11 protein-coding genes, 1 tRNA gene and 2 pseudogenes are annotated in these 17,948 nt (G+C 51.3%); 7 read left to right on the top strand and 7 right to left on the bottom strand.

Annotation, left to right across the window (positions count from 1 at the left end):
• Positions 1–3: 3 nt before the first annotated feature.
• A complete protein-coding gene (gene recG, locus FFT88_RS13215; RefSeq protein ID WP_130215146.1) occupies positions 4–2,085 on the top strand; it encodes an ATP-dependent DNA helicase RecG in 2,082 nt (693 codons plus the stop codon).
• A gap of 188 nt (positions 2,086–2,273) precedes the next feature.
• Here recG and gltS read toward each other — a convergent pair whose 3' ends face one another.
• Complete coding sequence (gene gltS, locus FFT88_RS13210; RefSeq protein WP_064526038.1) at positions 2,274–3,479, bottom strand: sodium/glutamate symporter; 1,206 nt, start codon at positions 3,477–3,479, stop codon at positions 2,274–2,276.
• A 280-nt stretch (positions 3,480–3,759) separates the two neighbouring features.
• Here gltS and xanP point away from each other — a divergent pair, with 280 nt between their 5' ends.
• From xanP to FFT88_RS13195, 3 genes are all read left to right on the top strand, one after another.
• Positions 3,760–5,151, top strand: a complete 1,392-nt coding sequence (xanP, locus tag FFT88_RS13205; protein WP_130222452.1) for a xanthine/proton symporter XanP — start codon at positions 3,760–3,762, stop codon at positions 5,149–5,151.
• 121 nt (positions 5,152–5,272) lie between these two features.
• Positions 5,273–6,982: an AsmA family protein gene (locus FFT88_RS13200; RefSeq protein ID WP_135403710.1), complete on the top strand. Its 1,710-nt coding sequence runs from the start codon at positions 5,273–5,275 to the stop codon at positions 6,980–6,982.
• A 331-nt stretch (positions 6,983–7,313) separates the two neighbouring features.
• Positions 7,314–7,408 (top strand) — tRNA-Sec (locus FFT88_RS13195).
• A gap of 162 nt (positions 7,409–7,570) precedes the next feature.
• Here the strand turns inward: FFT88_RS13195 and fliB are convergent.
• Positions 7,571–8,785: a flagellin lysine-N-methylase gene (gene fliB / locus FFT88_RS13190; protein ID WP_135403711.1), complete on the bottom strand. Its 1,215-nt coding sequence runs from the start codon at positions 8,783–8,785 to the stop codon at positions 7,571–7,573.
• A gap of 204 nt (positions 8,786–8,989) precedes the next feature.
• Here fliB and FFT88_RS13185 point away from each other — a divergent pair.
• A pseudogene (locus FFT88_RS13185) lies at positions 8,990–9,914 on the top strand (carboxylate/amino acid/amine transporter).
• 3 nt (positions 9,915–9,917) lie between these two features.
• On the opposite strand, the gene nlpA reads toward FFT88_RS13185, so the two are convergent.
• On the bottom strand, positions 9,918–10,736 hold the full coding sequence (nlpA, locus tag FFT88_RS13180) for a lipoprotein NlpA (RefSeq protein WP_135403712.1): 819 nt from the start codon (positions 10,734–10,736) through the stop codon (positions 9,918–9,920).
• 221 nt (positions 10,737–10,957) lie between these two features.
• On the opposite strand from nlpA, the gene yicS reads away from it, so the two are divergent.
• Positions 10,958–11,251, top strand: a complete 294-nt coding sequence (gene yicS, locus FFT88_RS13175; RefSeq protein ID WP_064526021.1) for a protein YicS — start codon at positions 10,958–10,960, stop codon at positions 11,249–11,251.
• 40 nt (positions 11,252–11,291) lie between these two features.
• Here the strand turns inward: yicS and nepI are convergent, their stop codons facing one another.
• The 3 genes from nepI to adeQ all read right to left on the bottom strand — a co-directional run bounded on the left by nepI (position 11,292) and on the right by adeQ (position 14,541).
• The gene (gene nepI, locus FFT88_RS13170) at positions 11,292–12,482 is read right to left on the bottom strand and encodes a purine ribonucleoside efflux pump NepI (RefSeq protein WP_135403713.1); all 1,191 of its coding nucleotides are present in this window, start codon (positions 12,480–12,482) and stop codon (positions 11,292–11,294) included.
• A 219-nt stretch (positions 12,483–12,701) separates the two neighbouring features.
• Complete coding sequence (locus FFT88_RS13165) at positions 12,702–13,154, bottom strand: DUF1198 domain-containing protein (protein WP_130222486.1); 453 nt, start codon at positions 13,152–13,154, stop codon at positions 12,702–12,704.
• Between the two features lie 52 nt (positions 13,155–13,206).
• The gene (gene adeQ, locus FFT88_RS13160) at positions 13,207–14,541 is read right to left on the bottom strand and encodes an adenine permease AdeQ (RefSeq protein ID WP_130235748.1); all 1,335 of its coding nucleotides are present in this window, start codon (positions 14,539–14,541) and stop codon (positions 13,207–13,209) included.
• Positions 14,542–14,716: 175 nt separating this feature from the next.
• On the opposite strand from adeQ, the pseudogene adeD reads away from it, so the two are divergent.
• Positions 14,717–16,482: pseudogene (gene adeD / locus FFT88_RS13155) on the top strand (adenine deaminase).
• 45 nt (positions 16,483–16,527) lie between these two features.
• Here the strand turns inward: adeD and uhpT are convergent.
• Entirely contained in the window at positions 16,528–17,919 is a 1,392-nt protein-coding gene (gene uhpT, locus FFT88_RS13150; protein WP_130206773.1) for a hexose-6-phosphate:phosphate antiporter, read from the bottom strand.
• Positions 17,920–17,948: the final 29 nt, after the last annotated feature.

The following is a 17,948-nucleotide window of genomic DNA, read 5'->3' as shown; positions in this document are numbered from 1 at the left end:
GCCATGAAAGGTCGCCTGTTAGATGCTGTCCCGCTCAGTTCCCTAACGGGCGTTGGTGCAGCGCAAAGTAACAAGCTGGCGAAAATCAATCTGCATACCGTGCAGGATTTACTCTTACACCTTCCCCTGCGCTACGAAGATCGCACCCATCTCTACCCCATCGGTGAGCTACTGCCGGGCGTTTATGCCACGGTGGAAGGCGAAGTGCTGAACTGCAATATCTCCTTCGGCGGTCGGCGAATGATGACCTGCCAGATTAGCGACGGTTCCGGCATTCTCACCATGCGCTTTTTCAATTTCAGCGCGGCGATGAAAAATAGCCTGGCGACGGGCCGCCGCGTGCTGGCCTATGGCGAAGCAAAGCGCGGTAAATATGGTGCGGAGATGATCCACCCGGAATACCGCGTACAGGGCGATCTCAGTACGCCAGAGTTGCAGGAAACGCTCACGCCGGTTTACCCAACCACCGAAGGCGTAAAGCAGGCGACGCTGCGTAAATTAACCGACCAGGCGCTGGATCTGCTCGACACCTGCGCCATTGAAGAACTCCTGCCGCCGGAACTGTCACAAGGAATGATGACGTTACCGGAAGCGTTGCGCACTCTGCATCGCCCACCGCCAACGCTGCAACTTAGCGATCTGGAAACCGGGCAGCATCCGGCGCAACGTCGTCTGATTCTGGAAGAACTGCTGGCGCACAACCTTAGCATGCTGGCGTTACGCGCCGGAGCGCAACGTTTCCATGCCCAGCCGCTTAGCGCCAATGACGCGCTGAAAAATAAACTCCTCGCCGCCTTACCGTTCAAGCCAACGGGCGCACAGGCACGCGTAGTGGCGGAGATCGAGCGCGATATGGCGCTGGATGTGCCGATGATGCGTCTGGTACAGGGCGATGTAGGTTCCGGTAAAACGTTGGTCGCCGCCCTCGCCGCGCTGCGTGCGATTGCGCACGGCAAACAGGTGGCGCTGATGGCACCCACCGAGTTACTTGCCGAGCAGCACGCCAATAACTTCCGCAACTGGTTTGAACCGCTCGGTATCGAAGTGGGCTGGCTCGCCGGTAAGCAGAAAGGTAAAGCGCGACTGGCTCAGCAAGAAGCCATCGCCAGCGGTCAGGTGCAGATGATTGTTGGCACTCATGCCATTTTCCAGGAACAGGTGCAGTTTAACGGCCTGGCGCTGGTGATTATCGACGAACAGCATCGCTTTGGCGTGCATCAGCGTCTGGCATTGTGGGAGAAAGGCCAGCAACAGGGCTTCCATCCACATCAGTTGATCATGACCGCCACGCCGATCCCCCGCACGCTGGCAATGACCGCGTATGCCGATCTCGACACCTCGGTCATTGATGAACTGCCGCCAGGACGTACCCCAGTGACGACAGTGGCAATTCCTGATACGCGCCGTAACGATATTATCGACCGCGTGCGCCACGCCTGCATAACGGAAGGCCGTCAGGCGTACTGGGTTTGTACGTTGATTGAAGAATCGGAATTACTGGAAGCGCAGGCGGCGGAAGCCACGTGGGAAGAGTTGAAACTGGCGCTACCAGAGTTGAATGTCGGTCTGGTGCACGGGCGGATGAAACCAGCCGAGAAACAGGCGGTGATGGCATCGTTTAAGCAAGGTGAGCTACACCTGCTGGTTGCCACCACTGTTATTGAAGTCGGCGTTGATGTGCCTAACGCCAGTCTGATGATTATCGAAAACCCGGAGCGTCTCGGTCTGGCGCAGTTACACCAGCTTCGCGGGCGTGTAGGTCGTGGCGCGGTGGCTTCTCACTGTGTCCTGCTCTACAAAACACCGCTCTCCAAAACGGCGCAAATCCGCTTGCAAGTACTGCGCGACAGCAACGACGGTTTTGTGATTGCGCAGAAAGATTTGGAGATACGTGGACCGGGTGAACTGTTAGGCACACGTCAGACGGGTAATGCCGAATTTAAAGTGGCGGATTTACTGCGCGATCAGGCGATGATCCCGGAAGTTCAGCGCCTGGCGCGACATATTCATGAACGTTACCCACAGCAGGCAAAAGCCCTGATAGAACGCTGGATGCCAGAGACTGAACGTTACTCGAATGCGTAAAAGGCGGCGGTGAGAAGACCGCCGTTTCAGGTTGATCTACCTTCCTGCCGGATGCGGCGTGAGCGCCTTATCCGGCCTACAGAAACTTACGAACTCAATAAATTGTGAATCAATATGTAGGCCTGATAAGCGAAGCTCATCAGGCATTTGTCTTTGTTGAAGCGGCGCTTACACCGCCGCTTCATCGGTTAACCCGCAAAAATCGGCAACATCAAATACAGCTTAATCACCAGGGCGTTAACGATATCGATAAAGAACGCACCAACCATCGGCACCACCAGGAAGGCCATATGTGAAGGGCCAAAGCGTTCAGTAATCGCCTGCATGTTGGCGATTGCCGTTGGTGTTGCACCAAGACCAAAGCCACAGTGACCCGCAGCCAGCACCGCCGCATCGTAGTTTTTGCCCATCATGCGCCAGGTGACGAAGATGGCATACAACGCCATGAAGATGGTCTGTACCACCAGAATCGCCAGCATCGGCAGCGCCAGCGAAGCCAGCTCCCACAGCTTCAGGCCCATCAGCGCCATCGCCAGGAACAACGACAGACTTACGTTACCCAGCACCGATACCGCACGTTCAAAGACGCGATAAAAGCCCATCATTGACAGACCGTTGCTTAGAATCACGCCTACAAACAGCACACAAACGAAGGTTGGTAATTCAAAAGCAGTGCCAGCCAAAAGTTGCGCAACAATTTTCCCCACCGTCAGGCAGATAGCAATTAGCGCGATAGTTTCAATCAGCACCAGCGAGGTGATCATGCGCCCTACATCTGGCTTTTCGAACGCCGTCGGGACTTCCTGGTCATCCGGAATACCGTTCGGTGTAGTGGAGTGTTTCACCAGATAACGCGCCACCGGGCCACCAATCAGCCCGCCCAGCACCAGACCGAACGTTGCACAGGCCATTGCGACTTCCGTCGCATTAGTAAAGCCGTAACGTTCAATGAACAATTTACTCCACGCCGCGCCAGTCCCATGACCGCCAGAAAGCGTAATAGACCCTGCTAACAGCCCCATCAGCGGATCAAGACCTAACAGACTGGCCATACCAATACCGATGGCGTTTTGCATCACCAACAGACCAACAACCACAATCAGGAAAATACCCACCACACGGCCACCAGCACGTAAGCTGGCAATGTTGGCGTTCAGCCCGATGGTGGCAAAGAAAGCCAGCATCAACGGATCGCGCAGCGACATATCAAAGTTGACTTCCCAGCCCATGGTTTTTTTCAGCACCAGCAGCGCCAGCGCCACCAGCAAACCACCCGCAACAGGTTCAGGTATGGTGTATTTCTTCAAAAAGGAGACAGAGTGAACTAATTTGCGCCCGAGCAGCAACGTCAGAGTTGCTGCAACAAGCGTTGCTAAAGTGTCGAGATGAAACATAGATAGCTCCTTTGTATCCGCACCACTCTTTCATACTCGTCATACTGCATCGCACATGTACTGTAAGGTGCAGTATGACGAGTTTCGAGTCATGCTTTCCCGGTTCGAATTCTTAGCTGAAAATAAAAAAATGGCATGGATTTTAAGCAGAAAACAACCAAAAGTTATATAAAAAAGTGCATTTATCGCATTTAAATATTTAGAAGAATGCATGGCAAACGTTTGCTTTTGCCCTTCGGTCAGCTAAAATGCCCGCTTTGCTACCACGGGATTGTTTTCGATGTCTGTTTCCACCCTCGAGTCAGAAAATGCGCAACCGGTTGCGCAGACTCAAAACAGCGAACTGATTTATCGTCTTGAAGATCGTCCACCGCTTGCTCAAACTCTGTTTGCCGCCTGTCAGCACCTGCTGGCGATGTTTGTCGCGGTTATCACCCCTGCGCTTCTCATCTGCCAGGCGCTAGGTTTACCGGCACAGGACACACAACACATTATTAGTATGTCGCTGTTTGCCTCCGGTGTGGCATCGATTATTCAGATTAAAGCCTGGGGGCCGGTAGGTTCCGGGTTGTTGTCGATTCAGGGTACCAGCTTCAACTTTGTTGCCCCGCTGATTATGGGCGGCACGGCGCTGAAGACCGGTGGTGCTGATGTTCCCACCATGATGGCGGCACTGTTTGGTACGCTGATGTTGGCAAGTTGCACGGAGATGGTGATCTCCCGCGTTCTGCATCTGGCGCGCCGCATTATTACGCCGCTGGTTTCTGGCGTCGTGGTGATGATTATCGGCCTGTCACTAATTCAGGTTGGGTTAACGTCCATTGGTGGCGGCTATGCGGCCATGAGCGACAACACCTTTGGCGCACCGAAAAACCTGCTGCTGGCGGGTGTGGTCTTAGCCTTAATTATCCTGCTTAACCGCCAACGTAACCCTTACTTACGCGTGGCCTCGCTGGTGATTGCGATGGCGGCCGGATATGCGCTGGCGTGGTTTATGGGTATGTTGCCAGAAAGCAACGAACCGATGACGCAAGAACTGATTATGGTACCAACGCCGCTCTATTACGGTCTTGGTATTGAATGGAGCCTACTGCTGCCGCTGATGCTGGTCTTTATGATCACCTCACTGGAAACCATTGGCGATATCACCGCGACCTCTGACGTTTCCGAACAGCCGGTTTCCGGCCCGCTGTATATGAAACGTCTGAAAGGCGGCGTGCTGGCAAACGGCCTGAACTCGTTTGTCTCGGCAGTATTTAACACCTTCCCGAACTCCTGCTTCGGACAGAATAACGGTGTAATTCAGCTAACGGGTGTTGCCAGCCGTTATGTCGGTTTTGTGGTGGCGCTGATGTTGATCGTGCTGGGCCTGTTCCCGGCAGTGAGCGGTTTCGTGCAACACATCCCAGAGCCAGTTCTGGGCGGCGCTACGCTTGTGATGTTTGGCACCATCGCCGCATCCGGTGTACGCATCGTTTCCCGCGAGCCGCTGAACCGTCGGGCAATTCTGATTATTGCACTGTCGCTGGCCGTCGGTCTGGGCGTTTCTCAGCAGCCGCTGATTTTGCAATTTGCCCCTGACTGGCTGAAAAACCTGCTCTCTTCAGGTATTGCCGCTGGTGGTATTACTGCCATTGTGCTGAACCTGATTTTCCCGCCGGAAAAACCGTAATTCACTTAGCGGCGGTAAGTTTCTTTACCGCCGCAGCGGCCCTCTTTCACCATTCCCGCCTTGAGGAATGCGCGTAAATCGTGCATAACTCCCTTATGTGTATTTCGCGGGATGGAAGACTATGAAATTTATTGGGAAGCTGCTTCTCTACATTTTCGTCGCGCTACTCGTAGTGATAACTGGCCTCTATTTTCTTCTGCAAACCCGTTGGGGTGCGGAGCATATCAGCGCATGGATTTCCGAAAATAGCGACTACCATTTGGTCTTCGGGGCAATGGATCACCGCTTTTCCGCGCCGTCTCATATCATACTGGAGAACGTCACGTTTGGTCGTGATGGACAGCCCGCTACCCTGGTGGCAAAAAGTGTTGATATCGCCTTGAGTAGTCGGCAACTGACCGAACCGCGCCATGTCGATACCATTCTGCTGGAAAACGGGACGCTGAATCTCACCGACCAGACCGCCCCGCTACCGTTCAAAGCCGATCGCCTGCAACTGCGCGATATGGCATTTAATAGCCCAAATAGCGAGTGGAAATTAAGTGCTCAGCGGGTAAATGGCAGCGTCATTCCGTGGTCGCCAGAAGCCGGTAAAGTGTTGGGAACGAAAGCGCAGATTCAGTTCAGTGCTGGCTCCCTGTCGCTCAATGATGTTCCTGCCACCAATGTGTTAGTTGAAGGCAGTATTGATAACAATCGCGTTACGCTGACCAATCTGGGTGCCGATATCGCGCGCGGTACATTAACCGGAAACGCGCAGCGTAACGCCGACGGTAGCTGGCAGGTGGAAAACCTGCGCATGGCGGATATCCGTCTGCAAAGCGAAAAATCGCTGACTGATTTCTTTGCGCCATTGCGCTCTGTGCCTTCGTTACAGATTGGTCGCCTGGAAGTGATAGATGCTCGCCTGCAAGGCCCGGACTGGGCGGTGACCGATCTCGATCTCAGCTTACGCAACATGACCTTCAGTAAAGATGACTGGCAGACACAGGAAGGAAAGCTGTCGATGAATGCCAGCGAGTTTATTTATGGTTCGCTGCATTTGTTTGACCCGATTATGAACGCAGAATTTTCCCCGCAGGGCGTGGCGCTGCGCCAGTTTACCAGCCGTTGGGAAGGTGGCATGGTGAGAACGTCAGGAAACTGGCAACGCGACGGGAAAACGCTGATCCTCGATGATGCGGCAATTGTCGGGCTGGAATATACCCTGCCAAAAAACTGGCAACAGTTATGGAGGGAAACAACACCCGGCTGGTTAAACAGTCTGCAACTGAAGAGATTTAGCGCCAGCCGCAACCTGATCATTGATATCGACCCTGACTTTCCATGGCAACTCACCGCGCTCGATGGCTATGGCGCGAATCTGACACTGGTTGCCAATCACCAATGGGGCGTCTGGAGTGGCACAGCGAATCTGAATGCCTCCGCCGCCACGTTCAATCGTGTTGATGTTCGCCGTCCGTCGCTGGCACTGGCCGCCAACAGCAGCACGGTGAATATCAGCGAACTTAGCGCGTTTACCGAGAAAGGCATTCTGGAAGCCACTGCCAGTGTTTCACAAACGCCGCAGCGCCAGACTCATATCAGCCTGAATGGACGCGGTGTGCCGGTGAATATTTTGCAACAGTGGGGATGGCCTGAATTACCGTTGACTGGCGACGGCAATATTCAGCTTACCGCCAGCGGCGATATTCAGGCCGATGCACCGCTAAAACCCACGGTTAGCGGGCAACTCCATGCTGTGAACGCTGAAAAGCAGCAGGTAACCCAAACCATGAATGCTGGCGTAGTTTCCAGTGGCGAAGTTACGTCAACGGAGCCAGTGCAGTAAAAATCAATCTCACCGGGTACGACACAGCCGTACCCGGCATTTTTTCAATAAATAACAAACAGTAGAGTATCCAATTACCATGTTCGTTCCCGCTCATTGCACGGCGTAAACCATCCTTAAGAATACGGATAGTGCTATTTTTTGTTATCAACTTACGTTTCTTTTTTCTGGGAGCGCGGTTGTGCCAAAGTGTAACTTATGGATTTGCCGAGAGTTTCTGTGAAGAGGATCATGGCAAGGCGAAACGAAGCGGAAAAAAGTGTGATGGGGGATGTGATAAGGCGAGGAAGTAGCTATAATGCGCCCCGCCTCCATGTAGCAATCGAGGCGCGGAAGATCGTCGTCTCCGGTGAGGCGGCTGGACTTCAAATCCAGTTGGGGCCGCCAGCGGTCCCGGGCAGGTTCGACTCCTGTGATCTTCCGCCAAAATGCCTCTTCTGACGTTTACCAATCCCTTGTAATACCGTTTAAAGCAGATAATTTCTTCTGTTCATGATTCAACCTGCTTTACCGAAGTTGTTCTTAATATTTATTACAGCGGAAGCGAGATGTCAGACAAACGCTTAACCCAATCCCCGACAGGCGAATTTAACGAATCAACAACAGGCAGGAGAGATCGTCCCCGGCATTGATCATGTCGATCGCTTTATCCATCCGCTGGTTAATCGTTGACGAATGCAAGGTTTTCTCGGCAAGGCTCGCCACAATTTTCAGTACCGTTGCCTCATCCAGAGTTGCTTCCAGCGATGTCAGACTCAACAAATGCTTAATATAGAAATAGTCGAGAATTAAACGGTAAACCTGGCGCATGACCGTTGAGAAATCAGCATCCGGAAAATGGCAGTGGTATATTTTGTAGGTCAGTAAATTGCGCAATACATGCGGAGCACTGAGGATAGAATCCTGGCAAAGCTGCTGCCACTGTTTATTCAGGACAGCAAACTTGTCAGCCAGAACCTGCTTATCCGGGCTGTTTGCTACGTCTAAATACACCGCCATCTTTCGATGCGCGTCAGCAATAATACGATCCCTGCTGCTCTTATTCGCGACAAGCGACCCCAATACCGTCAGCGCACGCACCTTCAATCCCACCGACTCCGTAGGCGTTGATTGACTCATCAGGCTAATACCTGCCGCCAGCTCGCTTAATAGCTCCTGATGGTACTGTTCAGCCTGCGCAAAATGGTTGTGCAGATCGAACTCAATGCGCTGCAGGTAAACCATAAACTGTGCCAGTGCCATCAGGTTTTCTTCAACGTTCAACGATGGCGCCTGCAGGAGGTGCCAGGCAAAGAGATGCACAATCTGGTGGATCTGATTAACCGGCTGCCTGGCGGTGAAGGTGTTTTTCGCCTTCGCCAACAGATCATCCTGTTCGTGCACTAACATGCTGTCGGCATCAAACAATACCAGTCGGGCTACTTCTGGACATGAGAGCACCATCGAATGGCGAGTTGTATCCGCGTAGTACTTTTTGCTACGTGGATAAGTAGAACAGGTTTCTGAAAGTGCTTTTTCTCCCAGATCGCGATGGACCAGGCAGAATTTATTTTCATCGAGAAACGGACACTGACCCTGCGCGTCCAGTTTGATTATCGAATAGCGGCTTTTACCATTTCTCACCCGTAATAAATTCTCTTTCGCCAACAGGGCAATTTTCGGGTGTTGTTCGTTGAGGTAAGTATGATGGGTTTTCTTGTCGATGTGTATCTGCCATCCCTGACAGCAGGAAATCAGGCAGCTGGGGCCGACGCAGGCAAACCTCTTCACAAACTCGGGGGTTACTACTTTATGGATTTGCATAACATTCTTCGCGTTTAAAAAGCGAACAGTAGCACGCTGTCAGAACAAAATGATAACGTCATAACCTGACGGTTTAACAAGTATTTCACTCGTTTCATAAATGCTCGCCCCATCAAATGACGGGTTTACCTGAAGGGGTCATTCTCACCATTTTTGCTATCATGCCTGCATACATAAACGACAAAACAGTATGCAGAGGGAAAAATGGGTTCCACCAGAAAGGGGATGATAAACGTTCTGATTGCCGCCGTATTATGGGGAAGTTCAGGCGTTTGCGCGCAATACATCATGGAACAAAGTCAGATGTCATCGCAGTTTCTGACCATGACGCGACTGATATTTGCCGGATTTATTCTGCTGACGCTCTCTTTTGTCCACGGCGATAAAGTCTTCTCAATCGTTAAAAATCATAAAGATGCCATCAGCCTGCTTATTTTTTCCATTGTTGGCGCCCTGACCGTCCAGCTAACTTTCTTACTGACGATTGAAAAATCCAATGCAGCTACAGCAACGGTGCTGCAATTTTTATCACCAACGATTATCGTGGCCTGGTTCTCACTGGTACGAAAATCGCGCCCCGGTATTCTGGTATTTACCGCGATTTTGACCTCCCTGATAGGCACATTTTTACTGGTCACCCACGGTAATCCAACATCGTTGTCGATCTCTCCTGCTGCGCTGTTCTGGGGAGTTGCTTCAGCCTTTGCTGCCGCATTCTATACGACATACCCCTCAACGCTCATTGCCCGTTACGGCACGCTGCCCGTCGTCGGCTGGAGTATGCTCATTGGTGGGCTGGTCCTGCTGCCCTTTTATGCCGGGCAAGGAACAAATTTCGTGGTTAATGGCAGCCTGATTCTGGCTTTTTTCTATCTGGTGGTAATTGGAACTTCGCTGACCTTTAGTCTGTATCTGAAAGGCGCACAGTTAATTGGCGGGCCGAAAGCCAGTATTTTGAGTTGTGCAGAACCATTAAGTAGCGCGCTGCTCTCTTTGCTGTTGCTGGGGATCACCTTCACATTACCAGATTGGCTGGGAACGCTGCTGATTCTGTCATCGGTGATTTTGATTTCAATGGATTCCCGCCGCCGCGCCAGAAAAATGTAATCGTCCGGCGCGGCACGGTTGATCATTACCAGCCAGGCACCGCGCCACCGTTAAAGAGGGTTTCTGCCGCTTTAGCAACTTCTGGTGACTGATAAGATTGCAGAAACGCCTTCACGTTTTCTGCATCCTTATTATCTTCCCGCGCCACCAGAATGTTCACATACGGTGAATTTTTATCTTCAATAAATACGCTGTCGTGCACCGGAGAAAGTCCTGTTTGCTGGATGTAGGTGGTGCTGATAATCGCTACATCCACTTTCGGGTCGTCCAGTACACGTGGCAACTGTGCCCCTTCCAGCTCCATTATCTGCAAATGGCGTGGATTCTCAGTAATATCCAACGCCGTTGGCAGTAAACCTTTCCCCTCTTTTAAGGTAATAAGTTTCTCTTTTTGCAACAGTAACAGCGCACGCCCCAGATTGGTCGGATCATTCGGAATCGCTACTGTCGCTCCTTCTTTTAGCTGATCGACTGTTTTAATTTTTTTCGAGTAGCCAGCCATGGGGAAGACAAAGGTATTTCCTACCGCCACCAGTTTGTAACCGTGCGCCTGGTTATCCTGTTCAAGGAAAGGACGATGCTGGAAGACATTGGCATCCAGTTCACCCTGATTAGTTGCATCGTTCGGCAACAACGAACCACTAAATCCAACCAATTCAACTTCAAGGCCATACTTCTCTTTGGCCACTTTTTTAGCGACTTCTGCCACATCCTGTTCGGCACCGTTAATGACGCCAACTTTAATGTATTTTGCATCGCTGTTTTGCTGGTCGCAGCCTGCCAGCAGGATCCCCGCCAGAAATAATGCTGCCCCTGTCCGTAGATGATGTGTTGTCAGTTTCATTTTTTTATCCTTTTATTAATGATTACCTGACTATAGCGGTAAGGTCGCTGCGGTTTAAAAAACGAAACGCTATCGATAAGAATAAAAAGGAATAAAAGTGGAATATAAGGTCTGGCACTTCTTACTGACCACGCAAGCGCGTTTCGTACAGCATGATGAGAGCGATGAAAGCAAACTACACTTATGCTTCATTCGATACACATTTGTAAAAGGTTGAATCCATGAAACCAACGACACTACTGCTTATTTTCACTTTTTTCGCTATGCCAGGCATCGTATACGCCGAGTCGCCTTTTAGCTCACTGCAGTCCGCAAAAGAGAAAAATACGGTATTAGAGGATTTGCGGAAAATTTGCACCCCGAAGGCATCGTTGTCAGATGAAGCGTGGGAAAAGTTAATGTTGTCAGATGAAAACAATAAACAACATATACGCGAGGCCATCGTGGCGATGGAACGTAATAATCAGAGCAATTATTGGGAAGCGTTGGGTAAGGTAGAATGCCCGGATATGTAAGAACGGCAACAACCACTGACCAACGCTTCTTTGCCTGATATCAGGATTTCTTCATTTTCACCTTTGCAGTAACCAACAATGCAGTCAGCAACATCAATGTGCCGGACAACATCAGCGGCGAAGTCAGACCAATGTTATCCAACGCATAACCGCCGATTGCCGCACCGCAGGTATTGGCAAGCTGAATAACGGCCACCTGAATAGACCCAGCCTTTTCTGCCTGATCGGCCAATGAGCGAGTGATCCACGTTGACCAGCCAACAGGAATTAAAGCAAAGGTCAGCCCCCAGATAATCGCCACACCGGTAGCAACAATTTTATCGCTTCCCCACAGCGTCAGTACCAGCGCGCTCAGGGCGAGCACAAACGGTGCGCCCGCTAAGGCCAGTTTCACCGAACGTTTGAGAATGAACGACGAAAGCGATGTACCAACAAAACTGGCGATACCAAAACTCAACAGCACCAGCGTTAAGCCATCAACGCCGAATCCCGCCAGATTCATATACACTGGGCGAATATAAGTGAAAAAAGCAAACTGCCCGGCAAAGGACATAAAGATGGCGATCATCCCGGCCATCACCCCCGGACGCTGCAACAGGCGAAAGGCATTTTGTTTCTGATGTGACGGTTCGCCAGGCAGCGAAGGCAATGATTTGATAATCCAGATAATACATAGCACACCCATCACCGCCGCCGCATTAAAGACATTGCGCCAACCGATAAGCTCGCCTAAAAAACTGCCCAATGGCGCGGCAATTACTAGCGCAATGGACACCGCACCGAAGATCACCGACAGCGCCTTCGGCACTGTACGAGGCGGTACCAGGCGCATGGTCAGCGACGCCGACATCGCCCAGAATCCACCCAGCGCCAACCCCAGACAGGCGCGACCGATTAACAGCAGACTGAATGAGTTGGCAAAGGAAACCAGTAAGCAGGAAAGCGTCAGCAAAATGGCGAACAGAATGACAACGTAGCGGCGGTCAGTGGCCTGAATGGTCTGGGTAATAAACAAACTGGCAAACATCGCCACAAAAGCGGTTACGGTCACCGATTGCCCGGCAACCCCTTCCGAAATGCCTAAATCGTGCGCCATCGGCGTCAACAAACTGACGGGCAAAAACTCAACGATAATCAGACAGGCGACGCAAAACGCCACCGAGAAAACGGCTGACCAGTTCGGTCGGGTAATGGCGTCCGCGCCGCGGTTTTCTTCGATATATTCACTCATGGTGTTACCCGTGGCATGTTTCAGGGGAAAAGCCGACCAGTCTAACATTGAAATGTGTGATGCATTTAACGTTTTTGCAACTTTTACAGTGTTGCATGAGGTAGGGGTAAGATCGAAACGGAACAAGACAAAGATTGCCGGATGCGGCGTGAACGCCTTATCCGTACTCGGTCTGTAGGCCTGATAAGACGCGCCAGCGTCGCATCAGGCAAAGCGGTTTTAATGCAGCCAGTAAACGCCCTCAGCAGGCTGAAAAAACGCGTTGTAGCGCATCTGGAATGCATTAATCTCCTGCATTTCAGGCTCTATTTCGCGCAGAAAACCCAGCGCCAGCCTGACCTGAGCATCGGTAATCGGCGCGGCAAGGCGGGCTTTTTGTAAAATCCGATGCCATTGCAGCAGGTTCTGTTCGCTGCCATCGACAATGACAACCTGCCAGATAAGCAACACCTGCGCGGCATTTTGCAGGTGCGACTCATCCGGGCGATGCAGATAACGTAAAAATTCGTCACCGGCTGACTTTCCCATTTGATCGACCATTGACTCAACGGGTACAACATCAATATTCAACCGATCGCTGAGGCGGCGAATCGCTTTTCTGGCCCCGGATGTCAGCACCCGAAAACCAACCACAAACACCACCGCCAGCGTAGCGAGCATTATCCAGATCATGAGTTCTCCTGCGTAACCGGCACTCATGATATCTGGAAACGCTTATCAGATACTAATCCACCAGGATGATTTTCAGCGCAAACAATGCCGCTACAACCACCACACACAGATTCAGATCGCGCCAGCGACCAGTACACACTTTCATGATGCAGTAAGACATAAAGCCGAGCGCAATCCCTTCAGTGATCGAGAACGTAAAGGGCATCATCACCGTGGTGATAAATGCGGGTACCGATTCGGTAAAATCATCCCAGTTAACGCGTGCCAGGCTCGATGTCATCAATACGCCAACGAAGATTAAGGCCCCGGCGGTGGCGTAAGGTGGAACCATCGCCACCAGCGGTGAGAAGAACATAACCAGCAGGAACATAACGCCAACAACAACCGCAGTCAGCCCCGTGCGACCGCCGACCGCCACGCCAGAAGTACTTTCAATATAGGCGGTAACAGAGGAAGTTCCGATAAACGCGCCAGCCACCGAACTCACGCTATCAACATATAGCGCCTTATTCATGTTAGGGAATTTACCGTTACTATCTATTAAGCCAGCTTTATCAGTTACACCAATTAATGTTCCTGATGAATCAAATAGGTTGATCAACATAAAGGAGAAAATGATACCGGCAAGCTCAAGCGATAATGCCCCGCTCAAATCAACCTCGCCAATAACACCGCTAATATCAGGTGGAATAGAATAGATTCCGCTGAAATGAACATCTCCGAAAAATAATCCACAACAGGAAGTGACGACGATAGAAACCAACACCGCCGCATGAAAATTACGCGATGACAACACGGTTATAATAAAAAAACCTAAAATACCTAACAACACGCCGTGGGAACTTAAATCACCAATCATCACCAGCGTGTCTTTATTGGCGACAATAACACCGGTATTTTTTAATCCCATTAAGGCAATAAATAGCCCGATACCACTGGTGATACCAATACGTAAACTTAACGGAATGTTAGAGATCATCCAGTAACGGATACGAAAAAGAGTCAGCAAAAATAGCCCAATTGCGCCCCAGAAAATAGCGCCCATTCCCGTCTGCCAGGTGATACCCATTGCTCCCACCACTACGAAGGCGAAAAACGCATTCAGCCCCATCGCAGGCGCCAGCGCGACGGGAAGATTAGCAAAAACTCCCATCGCAATACTGCCAATGCCCGCAATCAAACAGGTAGTAACAAACACCACCTTTGGGTCCATTTGCGCTGCACCAAGAATTTGTGGGTTAACAAAAACGATGTACACCATAGTTAAAAAAGTAGTCATACCCGCAATCAATTCTGTGCGAACGGTTGTCCCGTGTTGCGGTAGTTTAAATAATCGCGAAAGCGTCCCTGATTCATTACTCACGTAATCGGTATTGTCATTATTCATTTTTTTGTCCATTGGAGGAGATTTAATCCCTTGCTTTTGTAAAACAAATGACAACAACGGTTCAGTGATAATTATCACATTTCAATTGCACATTAATGGATATTCTTTAATAATCTCGCGACGTTTCTTTATGATAAATAATAATCAAATTGATAAAATCAAAATGAGAAAAAATATGAACAATCCTATTAGCCATAAATTTCATCACATTAGTCGGGTAGAATACCAGGAATTGTTAGCCGTTTCCCGTGGCGAAGCCGCTGCCGATTATATTATTGATAATGTCTCTATTCTGGATCTAATCAATGGCGGAGAAATTCCCGGCCCAATCGTGATTAAAGGACGTTACATTGCCGGTGTCGGCGCAGAATACGCTGATGCTCCGGCTTCGCGCCGAATTGACGCCCACGGCGCAACGGCAGTACCGGGATTTATTGATGCTCACCTGCATATTGAATCCAGCATGATGACCCCAGTCACCTTTGAAACCGCCACTCTGCCGCGCGGCCTGACGACTGTTATTTGCGACCCTCATGAAATCGTCAACGTGATGGGCGAAGCCGGGTTTGCCTGGTTTGCTCGCTGTGCCGAACAGGCAAAGCAAAACCAGTATTTGCAGGTCAGGTCTTGCGTACCCGCACTCGAAGGCTGCGATGTTAACGGTGCCAGTTTTACCCTCGAACAGATGCTCGCCTGGCGCGACCATCCGCAGGTTACCGGCCTTGCAGAAATGATGGACTACCCTGGCGTAATTAGCGGACAAAATGCGCTGCTCGATAAACTGGACGCCTTTCGCCATCTGACACTGGATGGTCACTGCCCCGGTCTAAGCGGTAAAGAACTTAACGCCTATATTGCCGCGGGTATTGAAAACTGCCACGAAAGTTATCAGCTGGAAGAAGGACGCCGAAAATTACAACTCGGCATGTCGTTGATGATCCGCGAAGGGTCCGCTGCCCGCAATCTCAACGCGCTGGCTCCGTTGATCAACGAATTTAACAGCCCACAATGCATGCTTTGTACTGATGACCGTAACCCGTGGGAAATCGCTCACGAAGGGCATATCGACGCCTTAATTCGCCGCCTGATTGAACAACACAATGTGCCGTTGCATGTGGCATATCGCGTAGCCAGCTGGTCGACGCGCGCCATTTTGGTCTGAATCATCTCGGTTTACTGGCTCCCGGCAAGCAGGCCGACATTGTCCTGTTAAGTGACGCGCGTAAAGTCACAGTGCAACAGGTACTGGTGAAAGGCGAACCGATTGACGCACAAACCTTGCAGGCAGAAGAGTCGGCGAGACTGGCACAATCCGCCCCGCCATATGGCAATACCATTGATCGCCAGCCAGTTTCCGCCAGCGACTTTGCCCTGCAATTTACCCCCGGAAAACGCTATCGCGTCATTGATGTCATCCATAACGAACTGATCACGCACTCCCGCTCCAGCGTCTACAGCGAAAATGGTTTTGATCGCGATGATGTGTGCTTTATTGCCGTACTTGAGCGTTACGGGCAATGTCTGGCTCCGGCCTGTGGTTTGCTCGGCGGCTTTGGCCTGAATGAAGGCGCGCTGGCGGCGACAGTCAGCCATGACAGCCATAATATTGTGGTGATCGGTCGTAGCGCAGAAGAGATGGCGCTGGCGGTCAATCAGGTGATTCAGGATGGCGGCGGGCTGTGCGTGGTCCGTAACGGCCAGGTACAGAGTCATCTGCCGTTGCCCATTGCCGGGCTGATGAGCACCGACACGGCGCAGTCGCTGGCGGAGCAAATTGACGCGTTAAAAGTCGCTGCCCGTGAATGTGGTCCGTTACCCGACGAACCGTTTATTCAGATGGCGTTTCTTTCCCTGCCGGTGATCCCCGCATTGAAACTGACCAGTCAGGGGCTGTTTGATGGCGAGAAGTTTGCCTTCACCGCGCTGGAAATCTCTGAATAATAAAAAAAGCCCGGCGTCATGCCGGGCAAAAGTCACCAGTTACGTTTATGCCACTGTCAACTGCTGAATTTTTTTCTCGCGGCGGATTTTTCGTTCTTCCATCACCGCGACTATCGCCATCAGGCAGATACAGCCAATAGCGGCGATATCCAGTGCGGCGAAGGTGCCAGCCCAGCCGGTGAGGCCGAACACTGGCGTACCATCGGCAATCATTCCCAGACCTAATTTGGCAAAGCTGTCACCAATCAGGTAGGCGAAAGTGCCTTTAATCCCATCGGCAGCGCCGATCGCTTTTTTCGGTACGAAGCCAACAGCCGCCACGCCAATCAACAGTTGCGGACCAAATACCAGGAAACCTAATGCAAAGAGAGAAGCCAGATAGATATATTGGTTGCTGGCGTGTTGATACACACCAAGCGTGGCGATAATCAGCGCCAGTGCAACACACGCCACCAGGCCACGGCGCCCGTTCGCCAGGTCAGAGAGCCAGCCCCACAGCAGCGTGCCAACCAGAGCACCGGCTTCAAATAGCGTAAAGCCCTGAATCGCCACCGATTTAGAAAGTTTCAGTTCCTGAAAAGCGTACACGGTTGACCACTGGTCGATACCAATGCGTACCACGTACAGAAAGATGTTGGCGAAGCACAGCAGCCAGATCACTTTGTTTTTCAAAACATATTCGACAAAGATCTGCCACTTGGTCATGTCGGTGGATTCCGTCTCTTTGTCCTCTTCGCTGATCTCTTCACCGAATAGTTCTTCAGCTTTGCCAAGACCATACGCTTCAGGGGAGTCGCTGCCGTAACGCAGACCGATAAAACCGACAATCAACGCGATAATCGACGGGAAGATAAACATGCCGATCACGTGACCGTCGAACAGGTAATTTGCGCCGAATAGCGCCACACCCGCCGCACCCGCGCCGCCGAGGTTGTGGGAAATGTTCCAAAAACCGAGGAAGGTCCCGCGCTTACGACGCGGCGTCCATTTGGTAATCGTGGAGTAACTGCACGAACCGCCGGTACTCTGGAAAAAGCCGCTTAAGGCGTAGAAGGCAATCATCAGGAACAGGCTAACCGAGCCGCTGCCCATGCTGGCGCTGAAGCCCAGCATACAAATAGCAGACAGGATCAGCATGAACGGCAGGAATTGTTTGGTATTTTTGCCGTCGGCGTAGTAGGAAACCAGCGTTTTACCCACGCCGTAAGTGATGGAGAAGCCCAGGCCAATCATCCCCAGCTGCGTCATGCTCAACCCGTAGGTCGAGATCATGTCGTTCTGTGCGATGTTGAAGTTCTTGCGAATCAGGTACATCGTCAGGTAGCCAATAAAGACCACCAGATAGGATTGCATGAACGGTTTGAACCACATTTTGCGCCGCACTTCGAGCGGAAGATCCAGGGTCGGCTTGCGAACCTGGTTTAAGAAAGCCAGCATGGGTTACTCCTGATTTCCCTTCATACTTC

It is taken from the genome of Escherichia sp. E4930 (genome assembly GCF_005845405.1).
Classification (GTDB): Bacteria; Pseudomonadota; Gammaproteobacteria; order Enterobacterales; family Enterobacteriaceae; genus Escherichia.
Note: the sequence above shows the minus strand (reverse complement) of the source record. Positions and strands in the feature narration are given on the sequence as shown.

Coding starts and splice junctions, on each gene's coding strand:
- recG (WP_130215146.1), top strand. CDS start 4: ATGAAAGGTCGCCTGTTAGATGCTGTCCCGCTCAGTTCCCTAACGGGC.
- gltS (WP_064526038.1), bottom strand. CDS start 3,479: ATGTTTCATCTCGACACTTTAGCAACGCTTGTTGCAGCAACTCTGACG.
- xanP (WP_130222452.1), top strand. CDS start 3,760: ATGTCTGTTTCCACCCTCGAGTCAGAAAATGCGCAACCGGTTGCGCAG.
- FFT88_RS13200 (WP_135403710.1), top strand. CDS start 5,273: ATGAAATTTATTGGGAAGCTGCTTCTCTACATTTTCGTCGCGCTACTC.
- fliB (WP_135403711.1), bottom strand. CDS start 8,785: ATGCAAATCCATAAAGTAGTAACCCCCGAGTTTGTGAAGAGGTTTGCC.
- nlpA (WP_135403712.1), bottom strand. CDS start 10,736: ATGAAACTGACAACACATCATCTACGGACAGGGGCAGCATTATTTCTG.
- yicS (WP_064526021.1), top strand. CDS start 10,958: ATGAAACCAACGACACTACTGCTTATTTTCACTTTTTTCGCTATGCCA.
- nepI (WP_135403713.1), bottom strand. CDS start 12,482: ATGAGTGAATATATCGAAGAAAACCGCGGCGCGGACGCCATTACCCGA.
- FFT88_RS13165 (WP_130222486.1), bottom strand. CDS start 13,154: ATGATCTGGATAATGCTCGCTACGCTGGCGGTGGTGTTTGTGGTTGGT.
- adeQ (WP_130235748.1), bottom strand. CDS start 14,541: ATGAATAATGACAATACCGATTACGTGAGTAATGAATCAGGGACGCTT.
- uhpT (WP_130206773.1), bottom strand. CDS start 17,919: ATGCTGGCTTTCTTAAACCAGGTTCGCAAGCCGACCCTGGATCTTCCG.